The organism is Gimesia sp., assembly GCF_040219335.1.
GTDB lineage: Bacteria > Planctomycetota > Planctomycetia > Planctomycetales > Planctomycetaceae > Gimesia.
In genome coordinates, this window is the sequence record NZ_JAVJSQ010000037.1 from 41,028 (window position 1) to 66,385 (window position 25,358).

General features: G+C 53.1%; 23 protein-coding genes. 12 read left to right on the forward strand and 11 right to left on the reverse strand.

Features of this window, described 5'->3' with window-relative positions; genetic code table 11:
• Positions 1-542 precede the first annotated feature (542 nt).
• Positions 543-1,547, forward strand: a complete 1,005-nt coding sequence (locus tag RID21_RS27960) for a DUF1559 domain-containing protein (protein WP_350194713.1) — start codon at positions 543-545, stop codon at positions 1,545-1,547.
• Positions 1,548-1,685: 138 nt separating this feature from the next.
• Positions 1,686-2,129: a carboxypeptidase regulatory-like domain-containing protein gene (locus RID21_RS27965; RefSeq protein ID WP_145438374.1), complete on the forward strand. Its 444-nt coding sequence runs from the start codon at positions 1,686-1,688 to the stop codon at positions 2,127-2,129.
• Between the two features lie 358 nt (positions 2,130-2,487).
• Here RID21_RS27965 and RID21_RS27970 read toward each other — a convergent pair whose 3' ends face one another.
• Together RID21_RS27970 and RID21_RS27975 are read right to left on the reverse strand one after the other, a co-directional pair.
• Entirely contained in the window at positions 2,488-3,015 is a 528-nt protein-coding gene (locus RID21_RS27970) for a carboxypeptidase regulatory-like domain-containing protein (protein WP_350194715.1), read from the reverse strand.
• A gap of 135 nt (positions 3,016-3,150) precedes the next feature.
• On the reverse strand, positions 3,151-4,092 hold the full coding sequence (locus tag RID21_RS27975) for a DUF1559 family PulG-like putative transporter (RefSeq protein ID WP_350194717.1): 942 nt from the start codon (positions 4,090-4,092) through the stop codon (positions 3,151-3,153).
• A gap of 706 nt (positions 4,093-4,798) precedes the next feature.
• Here RID21_RS27975 and RID21_RS27980 point away from each other — a divergent pair.
• Together RID21_RS27980 and RID21_RS27985 are read left to right on the forward strand one after the other, a co-directional pair.
• On the forward strand, positions 4,799-5,965 hold the full coding sequence (locus RID21_RS27980; protein WP_350194719.1) for a sialidase family protein: 1,167 nt from the start codon (positions 4,799-4,801) through the stop codon (positions 5,963-5,965).
• 172 nt (positions 5,966-6,137) lie between these two features.
• Positions 6,138-7,484 carry a right-handed parallel beta-helix repeat-containing protein gene (locus RID21_RS27985; RefSeq protein ID WP_350194721.1) on the forward strand — a complete coding sequence of 449 codons (1,347 nt, stop codon included), beginning with the start codon at positions 6,138-6,140 and terminating at the stop codon, positions 7,482-7,484.
• A gap of 42 nt (positions 7,485-7,526) precedes the next feature.
• Here RID21_RS27985 and RID21_RS27990 read toward each other — a convergent pair whose 3' ends face one another.
• Positions 7,527-8,765 carry an aminotransferase class I/II-fold pyridoxal phosphate-dependent enzyme gene (locus RID21_RS27990; protein ID WP_350194723.1) on the reverse strand — a complete coding sequence of 413 codons (1,239 nt, stop codon included), beginning with the start codon at positions 8,763-8,765 and terminating at the stop codon, positions 7,527-7,529.
• A gap of 265 nt (positions 8,766-9,030) precedes the next feature.
• The gene (locus RID21_RS27995; RefSeq protein WP_350194725.1) at positions 9,031-10,131 is read right to left on the reverse strand and encodes a peptidylprolyl isomerase; all 1,101 of its coding nucleotides are present in this window, start codon (positions 10,129-10,131) and stop codon (positions 9,031-9,033) included.
• A gap of 583 nt (positions 10,132-10,714) precedes the next feature.
• On the opposite strand from RID21_RS27995, the gene RID21_RS28000 reads away from it, so the two are divergent.
• Positions 10,715-11,824: an SPFH domain-containing protein gene (locus RID21_RS28000; RefSeq protein WP_350194727.1), complete on the forward strand. Its 1,110-nt coding sequence runs from the start codon at positions 10,715-10,717 to the stop codon at positions 11,822-11,824.
• Between the two features lie 89 nt (positions 11,825-11,913).
• Positions 11,914-13,083 (forward strand): glycosyltransferase family 4 protein, encoded by a 1,170-nt coding sequence (locus RID21_RS28005; RefSeq protein WP_350194729.1) that lies wholly within the window; start codon positions 11,914-11,916, stop codon positions 13,081-13,083.
• A gap of 7 nt (positions 13,084-13,090) precedes the next feature.
• Here the strand turns inward: RID21_RS28005 and RID21_RS28010 are convergent, their stop codons facing one another.
• From RID21_RS28010 to RID21_RS28030, 5 genes are all read right to left on the reverse strand, one after another.
• Positions 13,091-14,308 carry an FG-GAP repeat domain-containing protein gene (locus RID21_RS28010; RefSeq protein WP_350194731.1) on the reverse strand — a complete coding sequence of 406 codons (1,218 nt, stop codon included), beginning with the start codon at positions 14,306-14,308 and terminating at the stop codon, positions 13,091-13,093.
• Complete coding sequence (locus RID21_RS28015) at positions 14,308-15,414, reverse strand: NHL domain-containing protein (RefSeq protein WP_350194733.1); 1,107 nt, start codon at positions 15,412-15,414, stop codon at positions 14,308-14,310. The genes RID21_RS28010 and RID21_RS28015 overlap by 1 nt, the downstream gene beginning before the upstream one ends.
• A 19-nt stretch (positions 15,415-15,433) precedes the next feature.
• Positions 15,434-15,772, reverse strand: coding sequence for a hypothetical protein (locus RID21_RS28020; RefSeq protein WP_350194735.1), 339 nt, complete (start codon positions 15,770-15,772; stop codon positions 15,434-15,436).
• Positions 15,772-16,686 (reverse strand): DUF1559 family PulG-like putative transporter, encoded by a 915-nt coding sequence (locus RID21_RS28025; protein ID WP_350194737.1) that lies wholly within the window; start codon positions 16,684-16,686, stop codon positions 15,772-15,774. The genes RID21_RS28020 and RID21_RS28025 overlap by 1 nt, the downstream gene beginning before the upstream one ends.
• A gap of 155 nt (positions 16,687-16,841) precedes the next feature.
• Complete coding sequence (locus tag RID21_RS28030; protein ID WP_145035781.1) at positions 16,842-17,033, reverse strand: hypothetical protein; 192 nt, start codon at positions 17,031-17,033, stop codon at positions 16,842-16,844.
• A 173-nt stretch (positions 17,034-17,206) separates the two neighbouring features.
• Here RID21_RS28030 and RID21_RS28035 point away from each other — a divergent pair, with 173 nt between their 5' ends.
• The 6 genes from RID21_RS28035 (at position 17,207) to RID21_RS28060 (ending at position 24,168) form a co-directional block, all read left to right on the forward strand.
• Positions 17,207-18,025: a Nif3-like dinuclear metal center hexameric protein gene (locus tag RID21_RS28035; RefSeq protein WP_350194739.1), complete on the forward strand. Its 819-nt coding sequence runs from the start codon at positions 17,207-17,209 to the stop codon at positions 18,023-18,025.
• Positions 18,026-18,233: 208 nt separating this feature from the next.
• On the forward strand, positions 18,234-19,715 hold the full coding sequence (gene lysS, locus RID21_RS28040; protein ID WP_350194741.1) for a lysine--tRNA ligase: 1,482 nt from the start codon (positions 18,234-18,236) through the stop codon (positions 19,713-19,715).
• A gap of 64 nt (positions 19,716-19,779) precedes the next feature.
• Positions 19,780-21,384, forward strand: a complete 1,605-nt coding sequence (locus RID21_RS28045; RefSeq protein ID WP_155364441.1) for an ABC transporter permease — start codon at positions 19,780-19,782, stop codon at positions 21,382-21,384.
• A 78-nt stretch (positions 21,385-21,462) separates the two neighbouring features.
• The gene (locus tag RID21_RS28050; protein WP_197993760.1) at positions 21,463-22,209 is read left to right on the forward strand and encodes an ABC transporter ATP-binding protein; all 747 of its coding nucleotides are present in this window, start codon (positions 21,463-21,465) and stop codon (positions 22,207-22,209) included.
• Positions 22,210-22,394: 185 nt separating this feature from the next.
• Positions 22,395-23,252, forward strand: coding sequence for a branched-chain-amino-acid transaminase (gene ilvE, locus RID21_RS28055; RefSeq protein ID WP_149344907.1), 858 nt, complete (start codon positions 22,395-22,397; stop codon positions 23,250-23,252).
• Positions 23,253-23,391: 139 nt separating this feature from the next.
• A complete protein-coding gene (locus RID21_RS28060) occupies positions 23,392-24,168 on the forward strand; it encodes a TRASH domain-containing protein (protein ID WP_350194743.1) in 777 nt (258 codons plus the stop codon).
• On the opposite strand, the gene RID21_RS28065 is transcribed toward RID21_RS28060, so the two are convergent.
• On the reverse strand, positions 24,169-24,531 hold the full coding sequence (locus RID21_RS28065) for a hypothetical protein (protein ID WP_350194745.1): 363 nt from the start codon (positions 24,529-24,531) through the stop codon (positions 24,169-24,171).
• 240 nt (positions 24,532-24,771) lie between these two features.
• Positions 24,772-24,966 carry a hypothetical protein gene (locus RID21_RS28070; protein WP_145035796.1) on the reverse strand — a complete coding sequence of 65 codons (195 nt, stop codon included), beginning with the start codon at positions 24,964-24,966 and terminating at the stop codon, positions 24,772-24,774.
• Positions 24,967-25,358: the final 392 nt, after the last annotated feature.

Below are 25,358 nucleotides of genomic sequence, written 5' to 3' on the forward strand. Positions count from 1 at the left end.
GCCTGGGGTCAGTTTAGATTGAACAATGAATTTCAGGGAGGTTGGTTCCAACCTCCCATTTTTTATGGCTTTAGAAAATTATTTCTATGCACCAGCAGGCGTTATCGCCTGGGGTACTGGCTGTTCTGTATGCGAGCAGGCAAGGCTGGTTGACTTTGAGTCCAGGGGGATGCGTTTCACACTTCTGTCAACGAAATGTCGAAAAAGTTAACGAACCTCAGAAAAATGATTGACATATTGAAAGCCCCAATAACATAATAAGAATTATTAATCATCTCTTCATATCTAGTTTCAGAGATGAAATTCCCTTCTGACTTTAAAATCGTCTAATCATAAATTCGTTTTGTGTTGTTTCAGTATTCACTAAGTTCTTAGTGTCGGCACATACAATTTCATGCTGTGTGATTGTTGATTCGTCGTTCTTTTCAGCTTCTATTTCATGTCCAGAATCAGTTAGACAATTGCGCATTTTAAAATCTGTTTGAGCCCGCACTTAAGCGTATTTATACCTCATTTCTTTTTCTTTTTTCCGGAGGTGGAAAATGCTGCAGCTCAAAAAAAGGCGTGCGTTCACACTGATCGAATTGCTGGTCGTCATCGCGATTATCGCAATTCTGATCGCTCTCTTGTTACCTGCCGTGCAGCAGGCGCGTGAAGCAGCCCGTCGCTCAACCTGTAAGAACAATCTGAAACAGATTGGTCTCGCCTTGCACAACTACCATGATGCACACAAATGCTTTCCGTACTCAGTTTCACATGCCCACAGTATCACGTCGGGTTCTGCAAGCCATGCCTTTGGCCTGAACCATCGTGGCTGGTTGCTGGTCCTGCCTTACATTGATCAGGCGAACCTCTACAATCAGTTCAACTTCAGCCTGGCTGCCAGTACAGGGGCTCCCAGTGCGAAGCCTGTTCCGGGTAACCTGCTGCCGGGGTCTGCCGGTAATGCGAACGATCAGGTGATCTCGAAAATCATTCCCGCGTTCATGTGTCCTTCAGACGATAACGACACACACTATCGCTCTACCACCAGTGCTCACTACGCTATCGCTCCTGGTAGCTCCAGTGAGTATGCGGCTTACACAAATTACGATTTTAGTACTCGGAGAACATCCAGTTCTGCCAGTATCTGGAATACAGAAAGCCGCTCCTCACGCCGCATGTTCGGGATCGATGGTTGTTCTCAGATTCGTGATGTCAAAGACGGTATGAGTAACACGGTGGCCGTTGCTGAGACTCTGCGCTGGACCTACAACGGTGTTTCCCAGACCTGGGGTCATGCGAAATGGGTGGGCCACGGGGTCGACCTGACTTACTCACGTGGAATTAACTGGTGGCCCTGCTGCTCCTGGGACTCTCCCCCATTCGCTCGTCCTACCGGACCTGGTCGTCTGGGTGACTGGTCTACCGTGGGCAGTCTGCACACCGGTGGTGCTCATGTGCTGATGGGTGATGGAGCCGTTCGTTTCATCAGTGAAAACATCGACGCCACAACCCGCAACAACCTGGCTTACATCTCTGACGGTAACCCGATCGGAGAATTCTAATCTCTGCAGCGCCGATGCGCTGCTGGCATAACTGCAAGACCACGGGTGAGGTGATGTCGCCCGTGGTCTGTCTCTTCACGTCTGCTTTTACGGGTCTTTCATTCTTTTGATTTACTGACAGGACAGGATCTCAAGTCAATGCGTTACAATCGACTACTTTTGTGTTGTTTATTTCTCGGTCTGGTGGGCTGTGGTGGAGGCGGTAGCGAAAACACGCTGGAAGTCTACCCGGTCAGTGGAACAGTTACCGTTGATGGTGAAGCCGTCCAGGGGATCTCGGTCACCTTTTTCCCGGAAGGGACGACCAAAGGCAATGGTGGTTTCGGGGCGACAGATGCTTCCGGTCAGTTTACACTGAAAGACCGGGATCAACGTGACGGCGTTGCCGAGGGCACTTATCGCGTCCTGCTGACACGCCTGGTCAAGCCGGATGGCAGCCCCATTGGTGGCGAAGAGATGGCAGCCGACGTGGGTGCTGTCAATCAACTTCCCGAGGTTTACAACGATCCCAAAGGGTCACCTCTCACGGCGACCGTTGGGCAAACCAACGAACCATTCAAATTTGAAATCAAGGGTAAATAAGAAAGCTTTCCTGAATCACAGGCGGAACTATTACCGTCTGCAAAAAAAATGCACTGGTCCCTATTATGAACAGGGCAATCCCATTTGGGATTGCCCTGTTTCTGTTTCTATCGATCTCTATCAACCGAAAGTAAAGATGAGTTCATTGCTTTTCGGGAGTTGCCGGAGAGTTTTCGGAGTTCGATACGTGATCGTTAGAGGCACATGTCAACTTCATGTAGACCATATTGAAATGGACGAAGCTGATTTCAGAAGGCGAGGCTAGGAGAATCAGATTGAACTGAATGAAGAGAGCCAGCAGTGACCGGAACTGCAGCTAACTATTGAGGTTCCGAAAGTGTATTCTCAGAAACGGCAACTAATCGATCGACAGATCAAAGTCGATGACATTGTCCCCATCAGTGACATCTGCCTGGAGCTCCGTCTTGGTATTGTACCTGGCGGGGATCACTTCTTTGCCGGTTTTTTTCGGCTTGGGGCGGGCGCGTCTCATGGTGACATCGGCTTCAGATTCGGCCGGAGGGGTGGAAATATCAATAGTATCAGCTGAATCCATACTGGCGAAATCAGTGTCAGCATTGACTCCCTCCATTTCTCCCAGGGGTTGTCCCGTGGTGATCCTGACGGAATGTTTGCCCACGATAGCGCCGGGCGAATTTCCCAGATAAGTCAGGTCGTAATTTCCATTGCTGTCCGTTCTTCCTGTCGAAGGATTACCCTCTGCCGGCTTGAACACCACGATGGCATCAGCCAGGGGCTCTCCATTCATTGTGATCAGCCCGGTCACTTTGCCTAGTTCTACATCAGATCCACCAGAGCATCCCATGCAGCAGGTTAAGATAAGCAACAGGCAGGGTTTTAGTGACATCCTTAGAATGCAGGTCATGTTGTCTTCCCTCGTAAGTTCGCTGAAAGTCTTATACTTGTGTTGGGGCGTAATGGTGAAAAAAAGAAGTCCCGGTTTTACCCTCAGGTAAAACCGGGCGCTGGATCGTCTTTCATTACATCGTCAGTGAAACGCTTAGAATTCCCCAATCACATTTTTGTCGTTGATGCCTGCCAGATAGACGAGCAGATTTCCATCAATGTTTTCACTGATAAATCTGACACCGCCATCTCCCAGAAGGAAGTGACAACCACCTTCATGAGAACTGCTCAATGTCCAGGCGTAACGCAGACCATCGTTGTTGTTGATCCCGTTGATCAGATAAATTGTAGATGGGTCTGGTGTTGCAGAAGAACCCTGCCAGGTACGCACCAGGGCGGTATGCCAGGGCCAGTTGCCATAATTGCCTGCACTGGCATTCGTAGTGACTACAGAAGTCCCCATCCAGACCCCTCCTGATCCCCGGTCTTCCGTGGTGCGTTCGCCAACCATAATGACGTTACTGGGACCATCCGTAAAATCACGCAGGCGTCGGGCTGTATGATTGTTGAATGCGCCGTTATAGCATCGTCCTGTGCCGCTGGTGGGGTTGATGTCGCAGGGAGAGTAAATTCCCGGATAGTTGCTCTTGCCGTAGGAACCAATGTTGGTATTGATACCGTTATCCATCGGGTCAGAAGGGCAGTTGAGGGGGGGGATCGATGTCTTGACCAACGTGGGTTGCAGTAATGTTCCTGAGGAATCACGCCAGGCGGCATCGAAGTTGATCTTGTTGTACAAGGGGGTCTGGTCCATGAATGGGAGTAGCATTACGGTCCAGGCCAGATAGCTTTCCGTGGGGATGTCATCCGCCGCGGTACGACGACTTTCGACGTGCATCTGTGGGAAGATACGGTGTGTGTCGTGGTAGTTATGCAGCGCCAGTCCAATCTGCTTGAGATTGTTTTTACAGGTCGAGCGACGGGCAGCTTCACGGGCCTGTTGAACTGCAGGGAGCAGTAGTGCGATCAGGATCGCGATAACAACCAGCAATTCAATCAGGGTAAAACCTCGTTTCCTTTGTGTGAGCCGTTTCATCTTTACCTCCGGAGATTAAGTGGATTAAGAGAAATATAGGACTTCTCTTACTCTTATCCGGAGCTCATCCAGTCTCAGAGTGATGCGAAAATCAGCGCACACAACGCGACATACGAAAGAAAGGAAATCAACCTATGCGAACGCAATTTTCAGACAGGAATTAAGAGCGACTTGAGAGTTCAGACAAGAGTAAAGAATAATATATTACGCCACATTAACTGCCAGAATTGACAGGAAAAGTCTCACTGTATAAGGAGCGATTGCCCTGATGAATGGAATATAGGTCCGTTCATTAAAGAACAGATTAAAAATTTGTCAACAATTTTTTGAAAATTCAAAAACACTCATTCCATATCGAGACTGCTATCTTATGTGATTACATGCGTTTATAAATCGTCGATTTTTTTTGAGGTTTTCTCCTCAGCGGTAAGGATGTGCCGGATTGCATTTTATCTTGCATGTTTCTCATCGACATTCAAAGCAGACACGGAGTGCAATCCATTGAGAACACAAATGTCTCTACAGGATTGATCACGAGCGATCGGTCATTTGTCTGGAAAACTACAAATTCAAAAGCACTCCGCTTGAACAGGCAATCTGCTTCGAGTCCAATCGAAGATAGTAAAACAGACGCCGGTAAAAAATTAACAACATTGAATAATGTCTGGCCGAAAAAATAAACAACGATTAGAAAGCAGGGATAACAATGAGTAGTCGCACAGTGATCTGGAAGTTTGTAATGGCAGGTCTGTTACCGATCTCATTTTTGAGTGCTACTGAGCAATCAGCTGATTCGCTTGTGAAGCAAGGCAAAGCCACACGTGCGCTGCAGCTGCCTCCTGCGAAGGACAATCCCCGTAACAGTGAAGGGGACTTCATCACCCTCAAAGATGGTCGCATTCTGTTTGTCTACACCCATTTTACCGATGGGGCCGCCGATCACTCTTCCGCTTTCCTGGCCGGACGTTACTCCTCTGATGGCGGCAAGACCTGGACCAAACAGGATAAAACGATCATGCCGAACGACGCGCAGCAGAACATCATGTCTGTTTCACTGCTGCGGCTGCAGGATGGTACGATCGCGCTGTTCTATCTGCGGAAGAACTCCATTCATGATCTCCGACCGGTGATGCGGATCAGCCGCGATGAAGGAGCTACCTGGAGTGAAGCGACCGAAATCATTCCTGTATCAGAAGTCGGTTACTATGTCATGAATAATGATCGGGTGATTCAGTTAAAGAATGGTCGACTGGTACTGCCTTTAGCGTTGCACCAGAATCTGTCTGGTTCGAACCGCTTCAATCCCAATGCCCGTTTTCTCTGTTACTATTCTGATGACCTGGGGAAGAGCTGGCACCGCGGCCAGGCAGCTGAAGTCGAGACGCAACCTGGCAAGAAACAGCCCTACATGCAGGAACCGGGAATCGTTCAGCTTAAAGACGGAACGGTCATGGGGTTCTGCCGGACGAATGGTGGCAGTCAGTACATCGCCACATCGAAAGATGGTGGTAAAACATTCTCCACACTCAAACCTTCGCAGATCATTTCTCCTGTATCACCCGCGTCGATTGAGCGTATCCCCTCTACCGGGGATCTGTTGCTGGTCTGGAACAACCATCAGGACATTCAACCGGCATTGCGCGGGAAACGGACTCCCCTGACAATCGCCATCTCAAAGGATGAGGGGCAGACCTGGGAACTCGTCCAGAATGTGGAAGACAATCCAAACGGGTGGTATTGCTATACCGCGATAGAATTTACAAAGGATGGCGTGCTGCTCGGACATTGTGCTGGAGACCGAACAAAGAACAACGGTCTGGCAGAATCACAGATTACCTTGATTCCCCTCTCGGCGATTTACGGAAAAGATTAACGGTGCTTAGCAGGGCCAGTTGTCTGAAAGTGACAGGCGGCTGGCCGATAGCGCAAGCACACTCAGGCGATTCCTGATTTAGGTCGAATTTCTCTTGAACTGACAGGCTGCTTACGGGAGACTGATTGTTTAAGAGTGTTTATTAATTCCCTGTATCGTTTCGGAGTTCATCATGCCTGCATCGTCCGTATCCCGCCGTCAGTTTCTCGGAGCCGCACTCGCTACTGGACTGGGGTCAGCTGCGACTGGAAAGCTGGTCGCAGGTCAGAAGCCAGCGGTAAACGATCCGCGGGCCACCGACGGTGATCAACGGTTTGAACCGAACTGGGACGAGCAGCTGTCGATCTCTGTGGGAACCGACAAAGGAGATATCGTAGGCAGCAGCGATAAAGCGTTGCAGGCCGCGATTGACTATATCGCCGGCAAAGGGGGCGGTACGGTTCAGATTCTGCCCGGCACGTTCACCTTGCGTAATGCCCTGCATCTCCCTTCTCATATCCGTCTGCTGGGAAGTGGCCCCGAGACGATCATCACCAAAGGTCCCTCGGAAACGGTGGCGATTTCTGAAGACTCGGACTGGTACGATCAAGAGATCACACTGGAGAAGTCGGCCGGTTTCCAGGTAGGCGATGGTGTCGTACTGGTGACAAAGAATCCGAGCACCGGCGGACAGGATGTTATTAAACGCACACTCGTGGCTCGCTCGGGAAATCGTTTCAAGTTGAATGATGGGCTGCGGAAAAATGTCTGGCTTTCCGGGAAGCCGACGGTTGCTTCGCTGTTCCCGCTGCTGACCAGCGAATATACCCGCGACGTTGTGATCGAAAATCTGACGCTGGATGGCAATCGGAAAAACAATACCAACCTCAACGGCAACTACGGGGGTTGCATCTTTCTGCAGGATTGCAATCGCTACTCAATTCGGAATGTCACCGCGCGCAACTACAACGGGGACGGCATCAGTTTCCAGATCTGTCACGATGTGAAAGTCGAAAACTGCCACAGTCATGATCATGAGGGACTGGGCGTGCATCCGGGCTCCGGTTCACAGCGCCCCCTGATTCAGAATAACCGCTTCGAGAACAATCATATTGGACTGTTCTGGTGCTGGGGTGTGAAATACGGATTGGCCGAAAAGAATCAGCTCACGGGAAATGATATCGGCATCTCAATCGGTCACAACGATACCGATAATGTGATGCGTGAGAATATTGTCGCCGACAGCAAGCAGGTGGGAATTCTGTTCCGCAACGACGCCCGCGGCAAGAACTTCTGGGCGAACCGGAATACCGTGGTCAAAAATCAGATCCTCAACAGCGGTGCCGCGAATGGAGTGGCCATCGATATCACGGGCCGGACTTCGGATCTGGTCATCAAAGAAAATCTGATCCGTGAACAACGACAGCCGATGCAGCGGACCGGAATTCGCATTGGTCCGGAGGCAGGCAAAATTGAGCTGGCTGATAACAAGATAGAGGGCTTCATGAAGTCGATTGACGATCAACGTCAGGCGACCTGAGCACTCTGATCCCCGCTGGAACCAGAGTGCGCGGCCCGTTGTTTACTTGTTGGCGGCGATTTCTTCCGACTTCATGACTTTGCCGATCTGCTTGACGGCCTGTCGCAGTCGCTGAGAATTCTCGACGATGGCCATCCGCAGGTAGCCTTCGCCGTCTTCACCGAATCCACGTCCGGGGCTGACAGCGACGCCTCCCTCGTCCAGCAGTTTCATGGCGAAATCGATCGAGCCCATCTGTGCCCAGGGTTCCGGAATCTTGGCCCAGACGAACATACCAGCCTTGGGGCGGTCAATTTCCCAGCCCAGGCGTTCCAGGCCATCACAAAAGATGTTCCGTCGCTGCTGGTATTCGGCGGCGATACTGTCGACGGCAGCTTCACAGTGCCGCATCGCGACGATGGCGGCAATCTGAACCGGTTGAAACAGGCCGTAATCGTAGTAGCCTTTAATGGTGGAGAGTGCCCGCACCATTTCAGAGTTGCCTGAGCAGAAGCCGATACGCCAGCCGGCCATGCTGAAGCCTTTACTCATGGTCGTAAATTCGACGCCGACTTCCGATGCACCGGGAGTCGCGAGGAAGCTGGGGGCCTTGTAGCCATCGAAGCAGATGTCGGCGTAGGCGAAGTCGCTGATCACCATGAACGAGTACTTGCGGGCCAGGCGAACCAGCTCGACATAGAAATCCTGTTCAATGACGGTTGCACTCGGATTGTGGGGGAAATTGACCACAACGACCTTGGGCTTGGGATACAGGTGTTCGCAAGTATAAGCGATGTTTGAGAGGAACTGGTCTGGCTCGCGGACGTCGAGTTCAATCACGTTACCTGCAGCCAGCATCACGGCATACACGTGGACCGGGAACGAGGGAGAGGGAACGATGGCAGTGTCTCCGGGGCCCATCAGTGCCAGACAAAGGTGGCTGAAGCCCTCTTTAGATCCGATACAGGTCACGACTTCGGAGTCGGGATCGAGTCGGACACCATATTTTTTCCAGTAACGGGCCGTCACTTCTTTTCTCAGGTTGGCAATCCCGTTGGCGACCGAATAGCGGTGGTTCCGCGGATCAGCGAGTGCTTCGGACATTTTCTCAACGATCAGCGGATCCGGCGGGTCTGTGGGATTCCCCATACCCAGATCGATGACATCGATTCCCGCCACCCTTTTCTGGTATTTCAGCTTGTTGATTTTTCCGAAAAGGTATGGGGGTAAACGCTTTACTCGTTCAGCAACCGGGATGGTAAAACCGTCATCTGAAGAGGGAACTTCGGATTCGCCACGCATAATGAAAACACTACCTGTAATACATGGAATATTTGTCTACTGTCATCCAGGGGCTGTCTGTTCCATTCGCTTCCACCGGAGGCGATGGCCCTGGCCTGACCTCTGCCATTTTACGCGATTGTCCTGAAAAATGCGCCTGCGGAATATGAGTAATTTTTCACAGAACGCAGCAGGACACGAAAAAACGCGTGTCAGTAAGGCAGGACTGACACGCGCCGGGGTGAACTGGTTCTCTTACAGGAGAATATTCAGGCCGAATCCACTCTTAGCGAGTCGGACGGTTCAGTCCCTGTGTGGGGCTGGGAATGGCCTGCTGTACCGGAGACTGTCCGAAGTTGGTCCCTGATGTCTGGGATACACCACCGGTCACGGTGTTGGTGATGTAGTTGTCGACACGGGTTTCTTCTTTCAGCTTGGCGAAGACCCGGGCAACAGCTTCCTGAGTCTGTTCTTCAGTCAGCTGTTCGATCAGCTGGCTTTTGACTTCCTCGATGTTGGTGACAACCGGATCGGTGTGTCCTTCGCACATCAGGATGGCATACCGGCTGGGACCGATCTGAATGATTCCGGAGATTTCGCCTTCTTTCAGTTTGAAGGCTGCTTTCCAGAGACTTTCATTGTCGGAGTACTGTGGGATCGGCTGGATAGCACCACCCAGGGCACGGCTGTTAGGTTCGATGGAGAAATCGCGGGCTTTGCGTTCAAAGTCGGCAGGGTTCCGTTTCACGTCATCCCAGACTTTCTGAGCGCGGTGCAGGTTGTCCATCATGATCATGCGGGCTTTGACCCGGGGACCGTAATCGCGAACGAAGGCTTTTTGGACTTCAGCCTGTGTCAGGTGAGTCTGCTGTCCAGCCAGTTTCCGCAGGGCCAGCATCGGCCAGATAACATTACGGCGATACTGATTGGGATTCATTTTCCGTTCTGCCTGCAGCATGTCGTACCAGGTTTTGGTATCCAGGTTGAAACGCTTGGCGATTTTCTCGACTTCAGCGTGGACTTCAGCCTGTTCAACGGTCACGCCGGCTTTTTGACAAGCCTGTTCGATGACGGCACGGTTAATTACGTTTTCCAGAACTTCCGGACCATACAGGGCGATACATTCGCGGGCCAGTTCATCTTCAGTGATAACGACACTGCCGACTTTCGCAACGGGCTGGCTGCGAACGGCGGGCTGGTTACCTGAGAGGCGTACTTTGCCAGCGGATTTGTCTTCTCCGGCAGAACCGGTTTTGGCGTTGAAGGTCTGGAAAAAGAGGACGCCAGCGAGAAGAACCAGTCCGGTACCGGCTGCGAAAAAGATGATTTTCCGTTTTGATTTAGTCTTGGTCTGGGTCGCATGCGGGTTTGGGGTTGGTTCGCCCATTGCTTAAAATCTCCATTTTTGTATCCGACGCGAGTGGATCATGTGATTGCCTGAGTTCACCCCCACCGGCTCTCCTGGCCGGGTTCCAGGATCCTTTGGGTCTGCGGATCGCGAGGAAACGTTTGCGGAGTCATCAATCACGTTGATACTGATTCGTCAGAAGATTTACGAAACTTCCTTGTCTCAAGCTCTACCATAAGAGCGCGGCGGAAATGTAAAACTTTCAACGAAACAGGTCAACAGCAATTTATTGGAGCGGAAAAGCAGTTGTTTTTTCACCTTTTTCACCAGAATTATCGCTGTTTTTTGAGCCGAAAGTCACCGGTTTGCGTTTTTCTGCACAGGCACTGCTGGAGTCGATTCCAGTCTCATAATCAGGGCGAGAACAACATCGGGCAGGATTTTTGCTCGGTGAAGCGCCTGATTCGAGAATATTCAGTCGGTCAGCGATTTCTTTGATTGCGGGCCAAGTTGACAGAGGGGTACAATCAGTTGAGCGGCACATTCGTGGCCCGCGATTCTCATTGACCTTTCAACCGATCAGATAAATTAAACAGCGAGAGAGCAGACAGGGGAGATCGATATGGGATTCTGGATGGATAAATTACGGGGAGAGCTGGTCGATATCATCGAGTGGATCGATGATTCCAAGCATACCCTGACCTGGCGTTTTCCCCGGTATCAGAATGAAATCAAAAATGGGGCCGAACTGATCGTACGACCGGGGCAGATGGCCCTGTTTGTGCATCGCGGACAGGTGGCCGACGTCTTCGAGCCAGGCCATTACCAGCTCACCACAGACAACCTGCCGATTCTGGCAACGCTGCAGGGCTGGAAGCATGGCTTCAACAGCCCGTTTCGATCCGAAGTCTACTTTGTCAACACGACCCAGGTCACAGATCTGAAGTGGGGAACTCCCAATCCGATCATGCTGCGTGATCCGGAATTCGGCCCCATCCGCCTGCGGGCATTCGGGAATTATTCGCTCAAGGCCAACGATCCCCGGATTCTGGTCAAGGAACTGGTGGGCACCGATTCCGAGTTTCATTCCAACGAAATCAATGAGCTCCTGCGGTCGATCATCATCAGTTCCTTCGCTGATCTGCTGGGAGAGTCGAAATACGCGGCACTGGATCTGGCTTCCAAATACACCGAAATTTCGCTCGAGTTGAAAAAGCTGGTCAACGAACGCATCGACGATGAATACGGGCTGGAAGTGCCCCAGATGCTGATCGTGAATATCTCCCTGCCCGAAAGCGTCGAGAAGGCGCTCGATACGCGAACCAGCATGGGAGTCATCGGCGATATGAACCAGTTCCAGCAGTACCAGATGGGGCAGGCGATGCTCTCTGCTGCAGAGAACCCCGCCGGAGGCGGCGCTGCAGACGGTATGGGACTGGGCATGGGCTTTGCGATGGCCAACCGGATGATGCAGCCCGGAGGAGCGGGCGCACCCGGACCAATGTCGCCACCCCCTCCACCGCCGGCAGCCTGGCATATCGCCGCGAACGGGCAGTCTCAAGGGCCATTTGCGCTGGAAGTCATTTCGGACGGAATCGCCAAAGGACAGATTACTGCTAATACCCAGGTCTGGTCGGCCGGCATGTCGGGCTGGTTACCGGCGGGACAGGTTCCCCAACTGGCGGCACTCTTCCAGGCAGCCACACCTCCTCCACCGCCGCCAGCCAGTTAGTAGAGAAGGTGCAGTCAGCAGGCCATGCATTGTAGATCCCACAGGCACGGGAATGATTCCGAGCCGCGAGACCGGAGGCGGGTGTTCGCGTGAGAGTAGCACACATTATCACGCGAATGATCATCGGCGGTGCGCAGCAGAATACGCTTTACACAGTGGAAGATCAGTATCGGGATTACGGCGACGAGGTTTCGCTGATCACCGGACCGACCACCGGTCCGGAAGGTACACTGATCCCACGAGCCGAGCAGGCGGGCTTTGATTTACAGATCATCCCGCATCTCTTGCGCAGCATCAGTCCGCTGAATGACTGGCGGGCTTATCGGGAATTGATCGCCGCGTTGCGTGAGTATCAGCCGGACCTGGTCCATACACACAGTTCGAAAGCAGGCATCCTGGGACGCGCTGCCGCCTGGCACCTGAAGCTGCCCTGCGTGCATACGATTCATGGCGCCGCCTTTCACTTCGGTCAGTCCCCTTTGAATTATCACGCTTACATTGCTGCAGAGAAGTGGGCGGCCCGTCGCTGCGATCGATTGATCAGCGTCTGTGATGCGATGACCGACCAGTATGTCGCCGCCGGTATTACAACGCCTGAACTATGCGATACCGTTTACAGTGGGATGGAAGTCGAACCGTTTCTCACTCCTCCGCGTCTACCAGAAGAGGTCAGGCGGGAATTGGGAATTGAACCCGAACATATTGTGATCGGCAAGGTCGCGCGGCTGTTCCATCTAAAGGGGCACAAGTACCTGATTGAAGCGGCCCGGCAGGTGGTCGATGCGCAGCCGCAGGTTCGGTTTCTATTGGTCGGGGATGGAATCTTGCGATCAGAATTCGAACAGCGTATCGCCGAACTGGGGCTGACCGAGAACTTTATCTTCGCCGGTCTGGTTCCCCCGGAACGGGTTCCTGAGCTGATTCATGCGATGGATATCGTGGTGCATACCAGCGTCTGGGAAGGACTGGCGCGGGTGTTGCCTCAGGGGCTGATTGCCGGTAAGCCGGTGGTCTCTTATGACGTGGACGGGGCGCGGGAAGTGGTGATTCCGGAACAGACCGGCTACCTGTTACCTGCAGAATCGATTGAGCCGCTGGCCCAGGCGTTAACGGAACTGGCTGCAGATCCTGAGAAACGCGTCCGCTTCGGACAGACGGGACGGGAGCGATTCACGGATCAGTTCCGTCACGAGACGATGACCCGCCGATTGCGTGAAATCTATCAGCGGGTCCTCGATGATCGTGAGCAAAAGAAGTAGTTGGCGACTACTTCTGAATCAGCACATTGACACCTTTTTTGTTAGACAGCACGATATCGGGCCGTCCGTCGCCGTTGAGGTCGGACATGGAGAACTGGGTGCCGACACCGGTGTCATTTCCAGCTTCAATTTTGTGCGGAATGAACTGAGGAGCTTTGTTCTTTTCACGCTTGATCTCATACCAGTACATTACGACCGGCTCCTTACCACCCGGATCTTTGCCGTTATGTGCGAAGAAGCGTTTTCCGGTCACCATATCTTTCTGGCCATCACCATTCATGTCGATGAAATGCATGGCGTGGGTCTGTGAATAGCTTTTGTCGATCAGGTGCGCCTTGAACTTGGGTGAGTCACCACCGTCCAGGTTTTCGAACCACCAGACGCCGAACGCATGGGCAGAGCTGCCGATGATGTCGTTGTCGCCATCCATGTCGAGGTCCTGCACGTACAGGTCAGCCATCTTTTCCGGGGCTTCTCCGGTCGCGGTAAGATTGAAGGGATGGAATTCCCAGAGGCCTTCGCCCAGTGTCTCCGGGGCTTCCCACCAGCCGTGAGGGATGAGCACATCCTGGCGACCGTCGTTGTTGAAATCACCGACACCCAGACCGTGGTAGTATTTGAAGGTTCCGTTGACCATCGGGTCGCCGGGTTTGCTGATCGGAATGAAATCCCACTTTTTGGTCGCCTGGTCGGGGGAGGGAATCTCGATGTAGCCCATCTGTTTTTCCGGCTGTGAACCGAAGATGAGTTCGGGTTTTCCATCGCCTGTGAGGTCGGTGAACTTGGGGGTTTCATTACAGATACTGTGCCAGATCAGGTGTTCTTTCCAGTGACCGGGTTTGTTCTTCGGGTTTTCGTACCAGTAGAACTCCTTGCCGGGAAAGCTGACGTAGATGAAGTCGGTCCAGCCATCCTGGTTGATGTCATAGGCGAAGTTGCAGAAGCTGTCGCTGTAGCCGACGCCCGCAACGAATTTACCGGGCTTGCGGACTTCATGCATTTTCCAGTCGGGGGCTTCATACCAGACATCACCGGCGATGACATCCATCTTACCGTCTTTGTTGACGTCAGCCGCGGCAGAGCCTTCCGAACGGAATGCCGCATCGAGTTCCTGACGCTGCCAGGTTTCCCCGGCTGACAGACCGGTCGTGCCTGTCAACACGACCAGCAGGGCGGCGACAGAAACGTAATTCCAATGACGATAGACTGGCTGAAGCATGTGCATTATTGTTTTCCCGTTGTTAACTTGCGAACGCGATAAGTTTCACTGTCACCAATATAGACATTGCCTTGAGGGCCGACATAAACGCCGTGTGGACGCGCCATGCGGCAGTTGGCGGGATCTCCATCTGGGCCATCTCCCCGTTTGCCGTCGCCGGCAGCGGTTTCAATCGTTCCATCTTTTTTACGAATGACGCGGATGGTGTGACTCTCTGTATCCGCCAGGTAGATATCTCCATTGGGGGCGACAGAAATTCCTTTGGGACCAGAGAGGGTGGCTTTTTTCGCCGGTCCGCCGTGTCCCGTATATCCTTTTTTACCAGTGCCTGCAATGTGATGTAAAGTCCCATTGTCCAGATCGATGCGGTAAACCATATTCCCTTCCCGCAACGCGAGATACAGTGAACCTTTGCCTTTCCCGTCTGCAAAAAAGTCCAGTGCGCGAGGACCATTCAGCGGTGTGCCTGAGACCGGTGCTCCATCGGGAGTCGGCTTGCGTGCTCCCGTTCCGGAGAACGTGGACACAATGCCTGTCTTCAGGTCGACGCGACGAATGCGATGATTGCCGATGTCGCAGATATACAGGTTGTCATTGTTATCCAGGGCGATCGAATGGGGGCGGGAGAAGGTGGCTTTGGTGGCAGGGCCTCCATCGCCTGAGAAACCTTTTTCACCTGTTCCAGCAACGGTCGAGATTTTGCCGGTTTTTGCATCAACGCGACGGACAATGTTGTTGACCATTTCCACGAAGTACATGTTGCCCGCTTTGTCAAAACGCACTTCATAGGGCTCATTCAGTTTGGCTTCCAGGGCGGGGCCGCCGTCTCCGCTGTAGCCTTTCTTGGTTGAACCGGCGACGGTTGAGATCTTGCCTGTCTCTTCGTCGATGCGGCGGATGACATGCCCTTTGATTTCACAGACATAGAGAGCCCCGTCCGGACCAAGCGTCAGTCCGTAGGGTTCTCCCACCTGTGCTTTGACTGCGGGGCCACCATCGCCCGAGTGTCCGAGCTTGCCGGTTCCGGCGATGGTTTTGATGGTCTGAGCAGACAGCGGTGCTGCGGCGACGCAGAACAGCACGAGCAGTGGAATGAGGTGCAATCGTTTCATGGTGTCGTTTCCTGGATGTTTAATTTGAAGCGCCCGGCAGGTCATCAAACGGACGCTCCGGGTCATCGTGTTTGAAAACAAGATATCGACCGGCATTCGGGTTCTGTTGCAACAGTTCTGCCGGCGGGATCAGGGCCTGCTGTCGGGTCTGTTTATCCACGACCACAACTTTTGTGCCCTCAGGGTGCTGTCCCTTTTTAAAAAACTGTTCCATCAGCATATTGTCCGGTTTCCCTGCCGGGTCCACAATGACCACGTACTCTGCAGAAGGCTGAGGCACAAAGGGACGCTCTTCTGCACACCCGGTGATCAGCAGGCAGAGTGCCAGCAGAGAAAACAGGCGACGCGGGATACGCATTACTGGACGCCTCCCATGTCTGCCTCCAGCTTATCTTTATTGGTAAACAATACATTACTGTCCATGGGACCGAACCAGCCGATCTGGAATTTCTTGGGATCCCCGCCGTAGGCCGAAGTACCTGTACCCGACATGACAGTTGAGGTCACGCGGCCATCGGCCCAGCCGATGTTGGCAACGGTTCCCGTATGTCGGAAATGAATTGAAGGATCGGGCCGCCAGGGAGCTTCTTCGAAAGTGGGGGTCCAGTTATCAACGAAGAAGGGTGGTTCAATGAAACTGTATTCGATGATATGCAGATCCGGGAATCCCTGGGCCAGTGCAGAATCGGCGAAGGCGACGGTGCGGGCCAGGCTGCCGATTTCCCGCATGTTGGTGGCGATCATATTGCAGGTGGGATAAGTATATTTCCAGGATGTTCCTCCCAGATAAGCCTGGTTATAACCATAACCTCCGGTGCCCCCTTCGAAGGCATTGGAAACGGTTCCGTGAGCAGCAAAGTTCCCGAAGGTGGGGCATTTTTTGATTTCTGCATTCTGTTCGAGGAACGGAGCCAATGGTCCGAGATGTGCTTGGAATTTAGATGTGGCGTCAGTTGTTGTCCGTTCGCCGTGCCAGCGTTTTTTACCACCGAAACCGACATGTTGATCGGGTGCCGCCCGGGGCCAGTAACCGCTGTTGGAATCCGCATACATATGACAGGCCAGTACGATCTGACGCAGATTGTTTTTACATTGGGCCATGCGGGCCGCTTCGCGCGCCTGCTGGACGGCGGGCAGGAGCAGGGCCACCAGAACAGCGATGATGGCAATCACGACTAAGAGCTCAATCAGAGTAAAGCCGCGTTTGTGTGCGTGCAGCGCAGATTGAGGAGTTTGCGGTGAGTAAGGTGAGCGGAATTGGGGAAACAGCATTCGTTCGGTTACTTTTTGGTTGGAGTGAAAGTGAGAATCGTTCAAAACAGTCACTCACATTCTAACCGACTCAGGCCGTAAAAGTCTTGTCAGTGGGCAGACTTCAGGCGCAGTAAACCGATTTTTTCGGGATTACGCAGAGCGAGGGGCGGGAATTATTCCGTTCCGGCGTCGGTCTGGTTCTGTTTCGCGATGATTTCGCGCTCTTTCTTGAGGCACATAAAGATGAATGTCCCCGAGATGGCGGCCTGGGCGATCAGGTAGACCAGAATGTCAGGTCCGTTCAGAACAATACAGGCTCCGAAGGCGATCACGAAAAGAGCGATTAATCGATGAAGCAGAGACATAGTCCAACCTTGCTTAAATTCGCAGAATGGAAACGCGTGGCTTTGGTTCTGGTTAAGTATAGTGCTGTATGATACATTGATCAATTCAGATTTGATAAGCAAAACAAGGAACTTTGCTGAACACAGCCAGGTTCGGAACAGGGGATTCCCCTATCGTTTGGGAGCAGGAGCACATGACCAGCGTCGCGGACATTCAGGATTATTTGATCAACCTGGCACCACCAGAACTGGGCGAAAGCTGGGATAACGTCGGTTTACTGACGGGGGATCCCACTTTCAAGGTCGAGAAAATCCTGACCTGTCTGACACTCACACCGGATGTCGCTGCCGAAGCGATTTCCGCTGGAGCCAATCTGATCGTCAGCCACCACCCGATTCTGTTTCGTCCTGTACAGCAGATCACCGCGGCGACTGTCGAGGGAAAAATGCTGCTCGATCTGATCCAGTCACGAATCTCGGTTTACAGCCCGCATACCTGCTATGACAGTGCAGAACGCGGCATCAACTGGCAACTGGCCAGTCTGCTGGGGCTGGAACAGATCGGGATTCTGAGACCACAACCCGGCCCGGAACCAGCAGCAGAAGAGCAGGGAGCGGGGCGGTTTGGTGATTTGCCCGCTGAATTCTCGCTGGCCCAACTCAATCAGTTGATCAAACAGGCTTTGAAGGTTGAGAATCTGCAGTTTGTAGGAGATCCGGAGATGCGGGTCAGCCGACTGGGAATTGCCTGTGGTGCGGCTGCTGAGTTCCTCAAAGATGCACATAAACATGAATGTCAGGCGCTATTAACAGGAGAAGCCCGGTTTCATGCCTGCCTGGAGGCCCGTTCCCGTGGGATGGCTCTGATTCTGCCGGGACATTACGCCACTGAGCGTCCCGCGATGGAGCAGATGGCCGAACTCCTGCAGAAGCAGTTCGGGGATCTGAAAATCTGGGCCAGTGAAGTGGAGTCGGATCCGCTTGGCTGGGACTGCGACGGAGAGTCGGCCTGACAGAAATACTTGATTTCGCTTACTCTCGGTGGTGGTTTGTATATTCGGGGTGGGTTGCCATTGACCTGATCGGCAGATTTCGCCATTATCCCACCTCTCTCTGTCGTACAAATTCTCTTATTTGACACACTTGATGAACGGGAAACCGTTCGCCTGTGTCCTGATATCAATAAAACTCGCTTACATAGACCCAAGTAATTCAATTTCAATGTCCAAAGAGAAACCCAACCGTTTTGAAGCAGAACGGATCAAAAAATTAGAGAAAATTCAGTCCCTCGGACTCGATCCCTGGGGACAGCGGTTTGACGGTCACCTTCCGATTGCAGACGCACGCGACCAGGCTCCCGCCGAATCGGGCGTCGATGGCGAAGACGTGCGGATCGCCGGGCGGATCATGCTGCGGCGTAAAGCCGGTAAACTGCGGTTTTACGATATCAAAGACTGGACAGGAAAAATCCAGTTGCTGTTCTCGCGGGGCGACCTGAGCGAAGAACAGTGGGAGTTGATGGGCCAGCTCGACCTGGGCGACCTGATCGGCGTCGATGGCTGTCTGCGCCGGACTGAGACCGGAGAAATCTCCGTGTTCGTCAAAGAGTTGACGGTGCTCTGTAAATCGCTGGCGCAGCCCCCGGAAAAACATCACAGTGTCAAAGACGTCGAACTCCTGCTGCGACAGCGTTCGCTCGATCTGATCTATACCGAAGGCGTGCTGGAAAAGATGCTGAAGCGGAGTCAGATCATCGATTCCGTCCGTCAGACACTCCGCAGTCATAAGTTTCATGAAGTGGAAACACCCGTGCTGCACGCGGTTGCCGGTGGTGCAGCGGCTCGTCCCTTCATTACGCATCATAATACGCTGGACATCGAGCTTTACATGCGGATCGCCCTCGAACTGCATCTCAAGCGACTGATGGTTGGTGGCGTGGAACGTGTGTATGAAATCGGGCGGGTGTTCCGCAATGAAGGGATTGACGCCACTCATAATCCTGAATTCACCATGATCGAAATTTACCAGGCGTACGGTAATTACGAAACGATGATGGATTTGACCGAAGCCATCGTCACCGACGCCGTCAAAACGATCAGCGAGACCATGGTACTGCCCTGGGGCGAAGACAAGACCATCGACTTCAGTGGTCCCTGGGAACGGAAAAAATACCACGACCTGGTTCGTGAGCATGCAGGCTGTGATCCCCATGATCCAGCTGCAGTAGCAGCGGTCGCGAAGCAGCATGGCATTGATACAGAGAACGTGCACCCGGATGTGGTGCTGAATGAAGTGTTTGAAGCAACCTGCGAAGAACATCTGACCGGTCCGGTCTTCGTGATCGACTACCCGGCTTCCATCTGTCCGCTGACCAAGCGGCAGAAGGATAACCCGGAGATCGCAGAGCGGTTTGAGCTGTTTGTCCACGGTATGGAACTGGCCAACGCTTATACCGAGCTGAACGATCCCCTGCTGCAGGAAGAACTGTTTAAAACACAGCTGTCGGGACTTTCCGAAGAAGACTCGATGGCGAAAATGGATACAGATTTTATTAAGGCGTTGAAAGTCGGTATGCCGCCGGCCGGAGGATTGGGAATTGGCATCGATCGCCTCGTGATGTTGTTGACCAACAGTCACAGCATTCGCGATGTGATCTACTTCCCGCTGCTCCGACCCGAAGGACAGCCGGCACCGAAAGAGTAAACCAGGGATGTGACCGGCACCAGCGTATTGAGTGTCGGCGAGAACCAGCCAAAGGATTGGCCCGATGTATAAATCATTACTTTGCCTGCGATATTTGAAAACGCGCTACATTGCGCTGGCCAGCATCATCAGTATGACGCTCGGCGTCGCGACGATGATTGTCGTCAACAGCGTCATGGATGGTTTCAGCACCGACATGCGAACCCGCTTACGGGGGATCCTGGCGGATGTCATCGTGGAAACCAACTCGCTCGATGGCGAAGAGAACACGCAGGAGCTTAAAGACCGCATTCAACGCGCGGTGGGTAACGACATCGAAGGCATGACAGCCACGGTGGAAATTTACGCTATGCTCAGCGTGCAGTACGGTTCCCAGTGGCAGAGTAAGCCGGTCACCCTGATCGGCATCGACCCGGCGACGAAAGCCACGGTCGGTCCGCTGGCCAAATACCTGATGCATACCAAAGAGGGGACGGTACCTGACTGGAATCTGTCTCCCGAGGCGATGGCCTACCGTAAAGAGTGGACCACCCGGGCCCAGTGGATGGTCGATCGCTGGAATCACAATCCCCCACCACTGGAAGAAGCAGATGAGGGCAACGAGCAGGTCTCCTTCGAGGAGTCCGTCCCCCTCGAGCCGGAGCCGGAACCGAAGTTTGCCCAGGATTCCGGAGAGTCCCCCTTCGATGCGGCTGCTGAGCCAAAGGGCAGTGCACCCCAGTTTGCGGAGCAGCAGGGGAAAGCCATCAATCCTTTCAGCCAGTTCGATAAAAAAGAAGATCGGGATCCGAGCGAACCTTTGAAGGCCCGCGTTTATATTGGTTACGGTCTGGTGAGTTTCCCTTACGAAGATCCAGAGACCGGCGAAACGAAAATGTTTCAGATCGTCAAGCCGGGCGATGATATCAAAATCAGTACCGTTACCGCCGGACATCCACCTGAGCCAACACACTTTAATGCGACCGTGGTCGACCTGTTTAAGAGTGACATGAGCGAGCACGACAGCAGTCTGGTGTTCTGCAACCTGGAATACCTGCAGGAAGCCCGCGGGATGATTTCTCCTGAGAGCGGCGAACGGTCGATTACATCGATTCAGATCAAGCTGAAAAACCAGGACGATGCGGCGATGGTCGTCAGCAAGCTGGAAGAAGCCCTGCCTGCCAGTCAGTTCAGGATACGCACCTGGGAAGACAAGCAGGGACCACTGCTGGCCGCTGTAGAGGTGGAATCGGCGATTCTGAATGTGCTGCTGTTCCTGATTATTGCCGTTGCCGGTTTCGGCATCCTGGCGATCTTCTTCATGATCACGATTGAGAAGACTCGGGATATCGGCATTCTCAAAGCGCTGGGTGCCAGCTCGAACGGTATCATGTCGATCTTCCTGTCTTACGGCCTGGCGTTAGGTCTGGTGGGCAGTGGTGTCGGTGTGATCGTGGGGCTGCTGTTTGTTGAATATATCAATGAGATAGAAGGGTTTATCACGTGGCTCACCGGGAGGAAGGTCTTCGATCAGCGGATCTATTACTTCCCGGAAATTTCGACTCACGTCGAGCCGATGATGGTCTTCTGGGTGGCGATCGGGGCGATGGTAATCGCGGTTCTGGCAAGTATCCTGCCGGCCCGCAAAGCGGCCCGCTTCCATCCGGTCGAGTCGCTGCGTTACGAATAGCCGATGATTTGATTTTCCTTCTGTCAGTGACAGGTTCTGAACCAGAGTTACTAATCTGTTTTAATCGAGTATGAACTCATGACCGAGACGATTTCCATGCCTCATCCACAGTTATCAGCAATCGCCATCGAAAAAGCATACCGGAAAGACAAGCATAAAGTGCCTGTGCTGCGGGGCATCGATGTCGACGTGCAGAAGGCCGAGTTCCTGTCGATCGTGGGGCAGTCCGGTTCCGGTAAAAGTACCCTGATGCATCTGTTCGGTCTGCTCGATTCCCCGGATATCGGGGAAATTCACCTCGAAGGTCAGCGGATTGACGATCTGCCCGATCACGCCCGCGACCAGATCCGTAACCGTGTTTTCGGCTTCATTTTCCAGTTTTATCATCTGCTGCCCGAGCTGAACCTGCTGGAAAATGTGCTCTCGCCGCTGATGATCCGCTATTCCACCTGGGAATACTGGAAGCAGAAAAAACAGTTCAAACAGGATGCGCTGGAGATCATCGAAAAAGTCGGTCTCTCGCACCGTATCAAGCACCGTCCCTCGGAAATGTCGGGCGGGGAAATGCAGCGGGCCGCGATTGCCCGGGCCCTGATTGCCAAGCCTCAGATCCTGCTGGCCGATGAACCGACGGGAAATCTGGACAGCAGCACCGGCAAAGAAATTATGGACCTGCTCACCAGCTTGAATGAGCAGGATCAGCTCACTATTATCATGGTTACGCACGACAACGCGATCGCCGCCCAGGCGCATCGAACAGTTCGTCTGACGGAAGGCCAGATCGAGGTTCTGGGCAAATCTCATCCCACCTCGGCATCAGCCTAGATACAAACGGTCAGTATTTACTGTTCGGGTTGAACCGCTGTCGCCTGCGTAGTGTCTATGGCATACGCACAGCGTATGATGCTTCTGTCTGAAATGGATTTCGCCGATTCCCCACACAGGATGGAAAGTCCGCCAAAACCTGCCAGCTGCGTTCTGGCCCAGTTTGAGAATGGTACCCGAGTCACATGTCGCTCCAAGTTTATATTGACGGAAAACTGCTTCCCAAGGAAGAGGCGAAAATCAGTGTCTTCGATCATGGTCTGCTCTACGGCGACGGTGTCTTTGAGGGGATTCGGGTTTACGGTAAAAAAGTCTTCCTGATGCAGGAGCACATCGACCGTCTCTATGAGAGCGCACTGGCGATCCGCCTGGAGATTCCGCTCTCCAAGGAAGAGATGATCAAAGCCGTCAATGAGACTGTGGCCGCCAACGGCATTGAAGATGGTTACGTGCGACTGGTGATCACACGCGGCGCGGGTTCTCTAGGGCTCGATATTCGCCGTACCAGCAACCCGCAGGTGATTATCATCGCCGACAATATCTCCCTGTACGATCCGCAGCTGTATATCGACGGTCTGAAGATCATCACCGCAGCGACGATCCGCAACCATCCGGCAGCGCTTTCCTCACGCGTGAAGTCGCTGAACTACCTGAATAACATCCTCGCCAAGATTGAAGGGACTGACGCCGGCTGTATCGAAGCTTTGATGCTCAATCACAAAGGGGAAGTGGCGGAGTGTACCGGCGATAATATTTTCATCATCAAGAACGGCGTGCTCAAAACGCCGCCCGTGGATGCCGGTATCCTGGAAGGGATCACGCGCAACGCGGTGATCAAACTCGCCGAGGAGTCGGGAATCAAGGTCGAGCAGTCTCCCTTCACGCGGCATGACATCTTTGTCGCCGACGAATGCTTCCTGACCGGTTCTGCAGCGGAAGTCATTCCGGTGGTGGCCCTGGACGGTCGTGAGATCGGTACGGGTAAACCAGGACCGATCACCAAAGATCTGAATGAAAAGTTCAAACAGCTGACGCGCTCCTGAACCGGAATAAGGTTCTTGCAGACGGGAACGGGTCTGGTAGGATAAGAAAATACCACTCTCTGCGGTCGGATTACCGGGGAGTGGTGTTTCATCTAAGAAGCGACTTTTCTGCCCGTCTATCCTGTCAGGAATCGATCTGATGCGAAAATGCTGCCAGACCGTTATCGGCCTGTTGTGTGTCTCTGTGTTGTTCTGGTCCCTCAGCAGCGTGCAGGGTGAGCCTGAGAAGTCTGCGTCCACAGCCGGGTCGAAAAAATCCGCTTCCCTGTCACCGGAGATCAAGCAGGCTCTCTCCGAGTTCAACTCGTTGATTGGTGGCTGGCGAGGTGTGGGAATGATCAAACGTAATTCCCGTAAAGGGGCCTGGTCAGAGAAGGCGGAATGGGTCTGGAAATTTGACCCGCAGCAGTCAGGCATCGCTTATCAAGTCGAGGATGGCAAATTTCTGAAGTCGGCCCTGTTGTCGTACGATCCGGAACAGAAGACCTATCAACTGGCGACCGTCCTGCCTGATGATACGAAACGCGATTATACAGGCTCGCTAGAGAAAGACACACTGGTACTTGAATCCCAGCCGGATGCAGAGGGAGCCGTCTATCGGATCTCGATCCGCAAGCTGAATGAGAAACGGACTCTGGTTCTGTTTGAACAGCGGAACCAGGGGCAGTCATTCTATTATCGACTGGCGGAAGTCGGATATACCCGGGCCGGTACGCGGCTGGCAGCCTCGGGGAGCGGCGGTCCGGAGTGCATCGTCACCGGTGGTGCCGGCACGATTGCGGTCAGCCACAAAGGTAAGACCTACTATGTCTGCTGCAGTGGCTGTAAGCAGGCGTTTGAGGATGATCCCGAGACCTTCATCGCAGAAGCGAAGCAGAAAGCGGAAGAACGCCGGAAGCAGTCGCAGTCTCGCTGATTAGAAGTTTTCCAGCGATGAGCCCAGTTCGGTGGGAGCAGAATCTTCAGTTGGTTCTTCGAGGACGACCTCGTTTTCTTCCAGGTCCGTACGAGGCAGGGGAATACGTTCGCCCTGTTCCGCTGATTTGGACATCGGGTTCAGCCATTTCGGGAGCCGGGAGAAGCGAGAGGGCTCTTCCGATTTGGTCTGCAGAATGGCTGGTTCCAGTTCCACAGGCTGGTCCTGAGAGACAGTCTGGATTTTCGCTGGATGTTTGTCTTTCTGGGTGTAAAACTCCAGACCGAAGAATGGAGATCGCCCGTTGCTGTCCATCTGGAAAACCTTGTTTCCCAGACCCTGGCAGCCCGTCTGTGTACTCATGAGGAGTCCACTGATGCAGAGAACTCCCAGTAATCGCAGCCCATTCATTGCTTGACTTATTCCATCCTTGTCCAAGTCAATTCTGATTTATATCTGACTCCGGTGATTACGCTCAGCGCAATACCAGCCTGTATCGTCATCGGCTGTCGGAGGCCTTCAGATTTGATATTTTCCCCAGATCGATGTTTTCCGGGAAAAAATAATTTCTGCGGGGTCATCCAGACTCAGCAGTTTACAGATTTATTCCTGATCGGCTTCTTTTGCCAGTCGACTTTCGATTTCCTCAGCCGTTTCTACGGGAGGTTCGCTCTGTTTGGGCACATCACGAAAGCCGAGCGTGCTGGTGATCGGGCCATCCGAGCCCATCTGACAGCCTGTCCAGGCCAGGCCGCTCAACAGCAGGCAACATGTTGTCAGGTGTAATTGTCTACGCATTGGGATTCCTTTCCCAGTCAATTAGAAACAATACCCCAGGTAATTCGGGCGCGTTTCATAGCAGGAATCCGGTTTTGTGTGAAGAGGGATTTCATCTCCTCACCTTTTTCGGCACGCTGATTTCGACTGTTTTTCGTCCCTGTTGCCGATTCGCCACGTGTTGCTTTGAAACAACATCGCGCTAACTGACCTGATAACAGCGGGTTAAGGCTTCTCTGCTGTGAGCCCCTCAGATCGTGTTGATTTTTCAACACAGCCCGCTCAGACCGCGTGCCGCGTGCCGTGAGAATTCTTTCAACGGGCGGACTATTTTTATCTCCTTATATTTCAATGAGTTGTGATCACTGCTGTGAACGGTTTGTAAAAACTTTTTTACGCTCCGGCACGTTTGG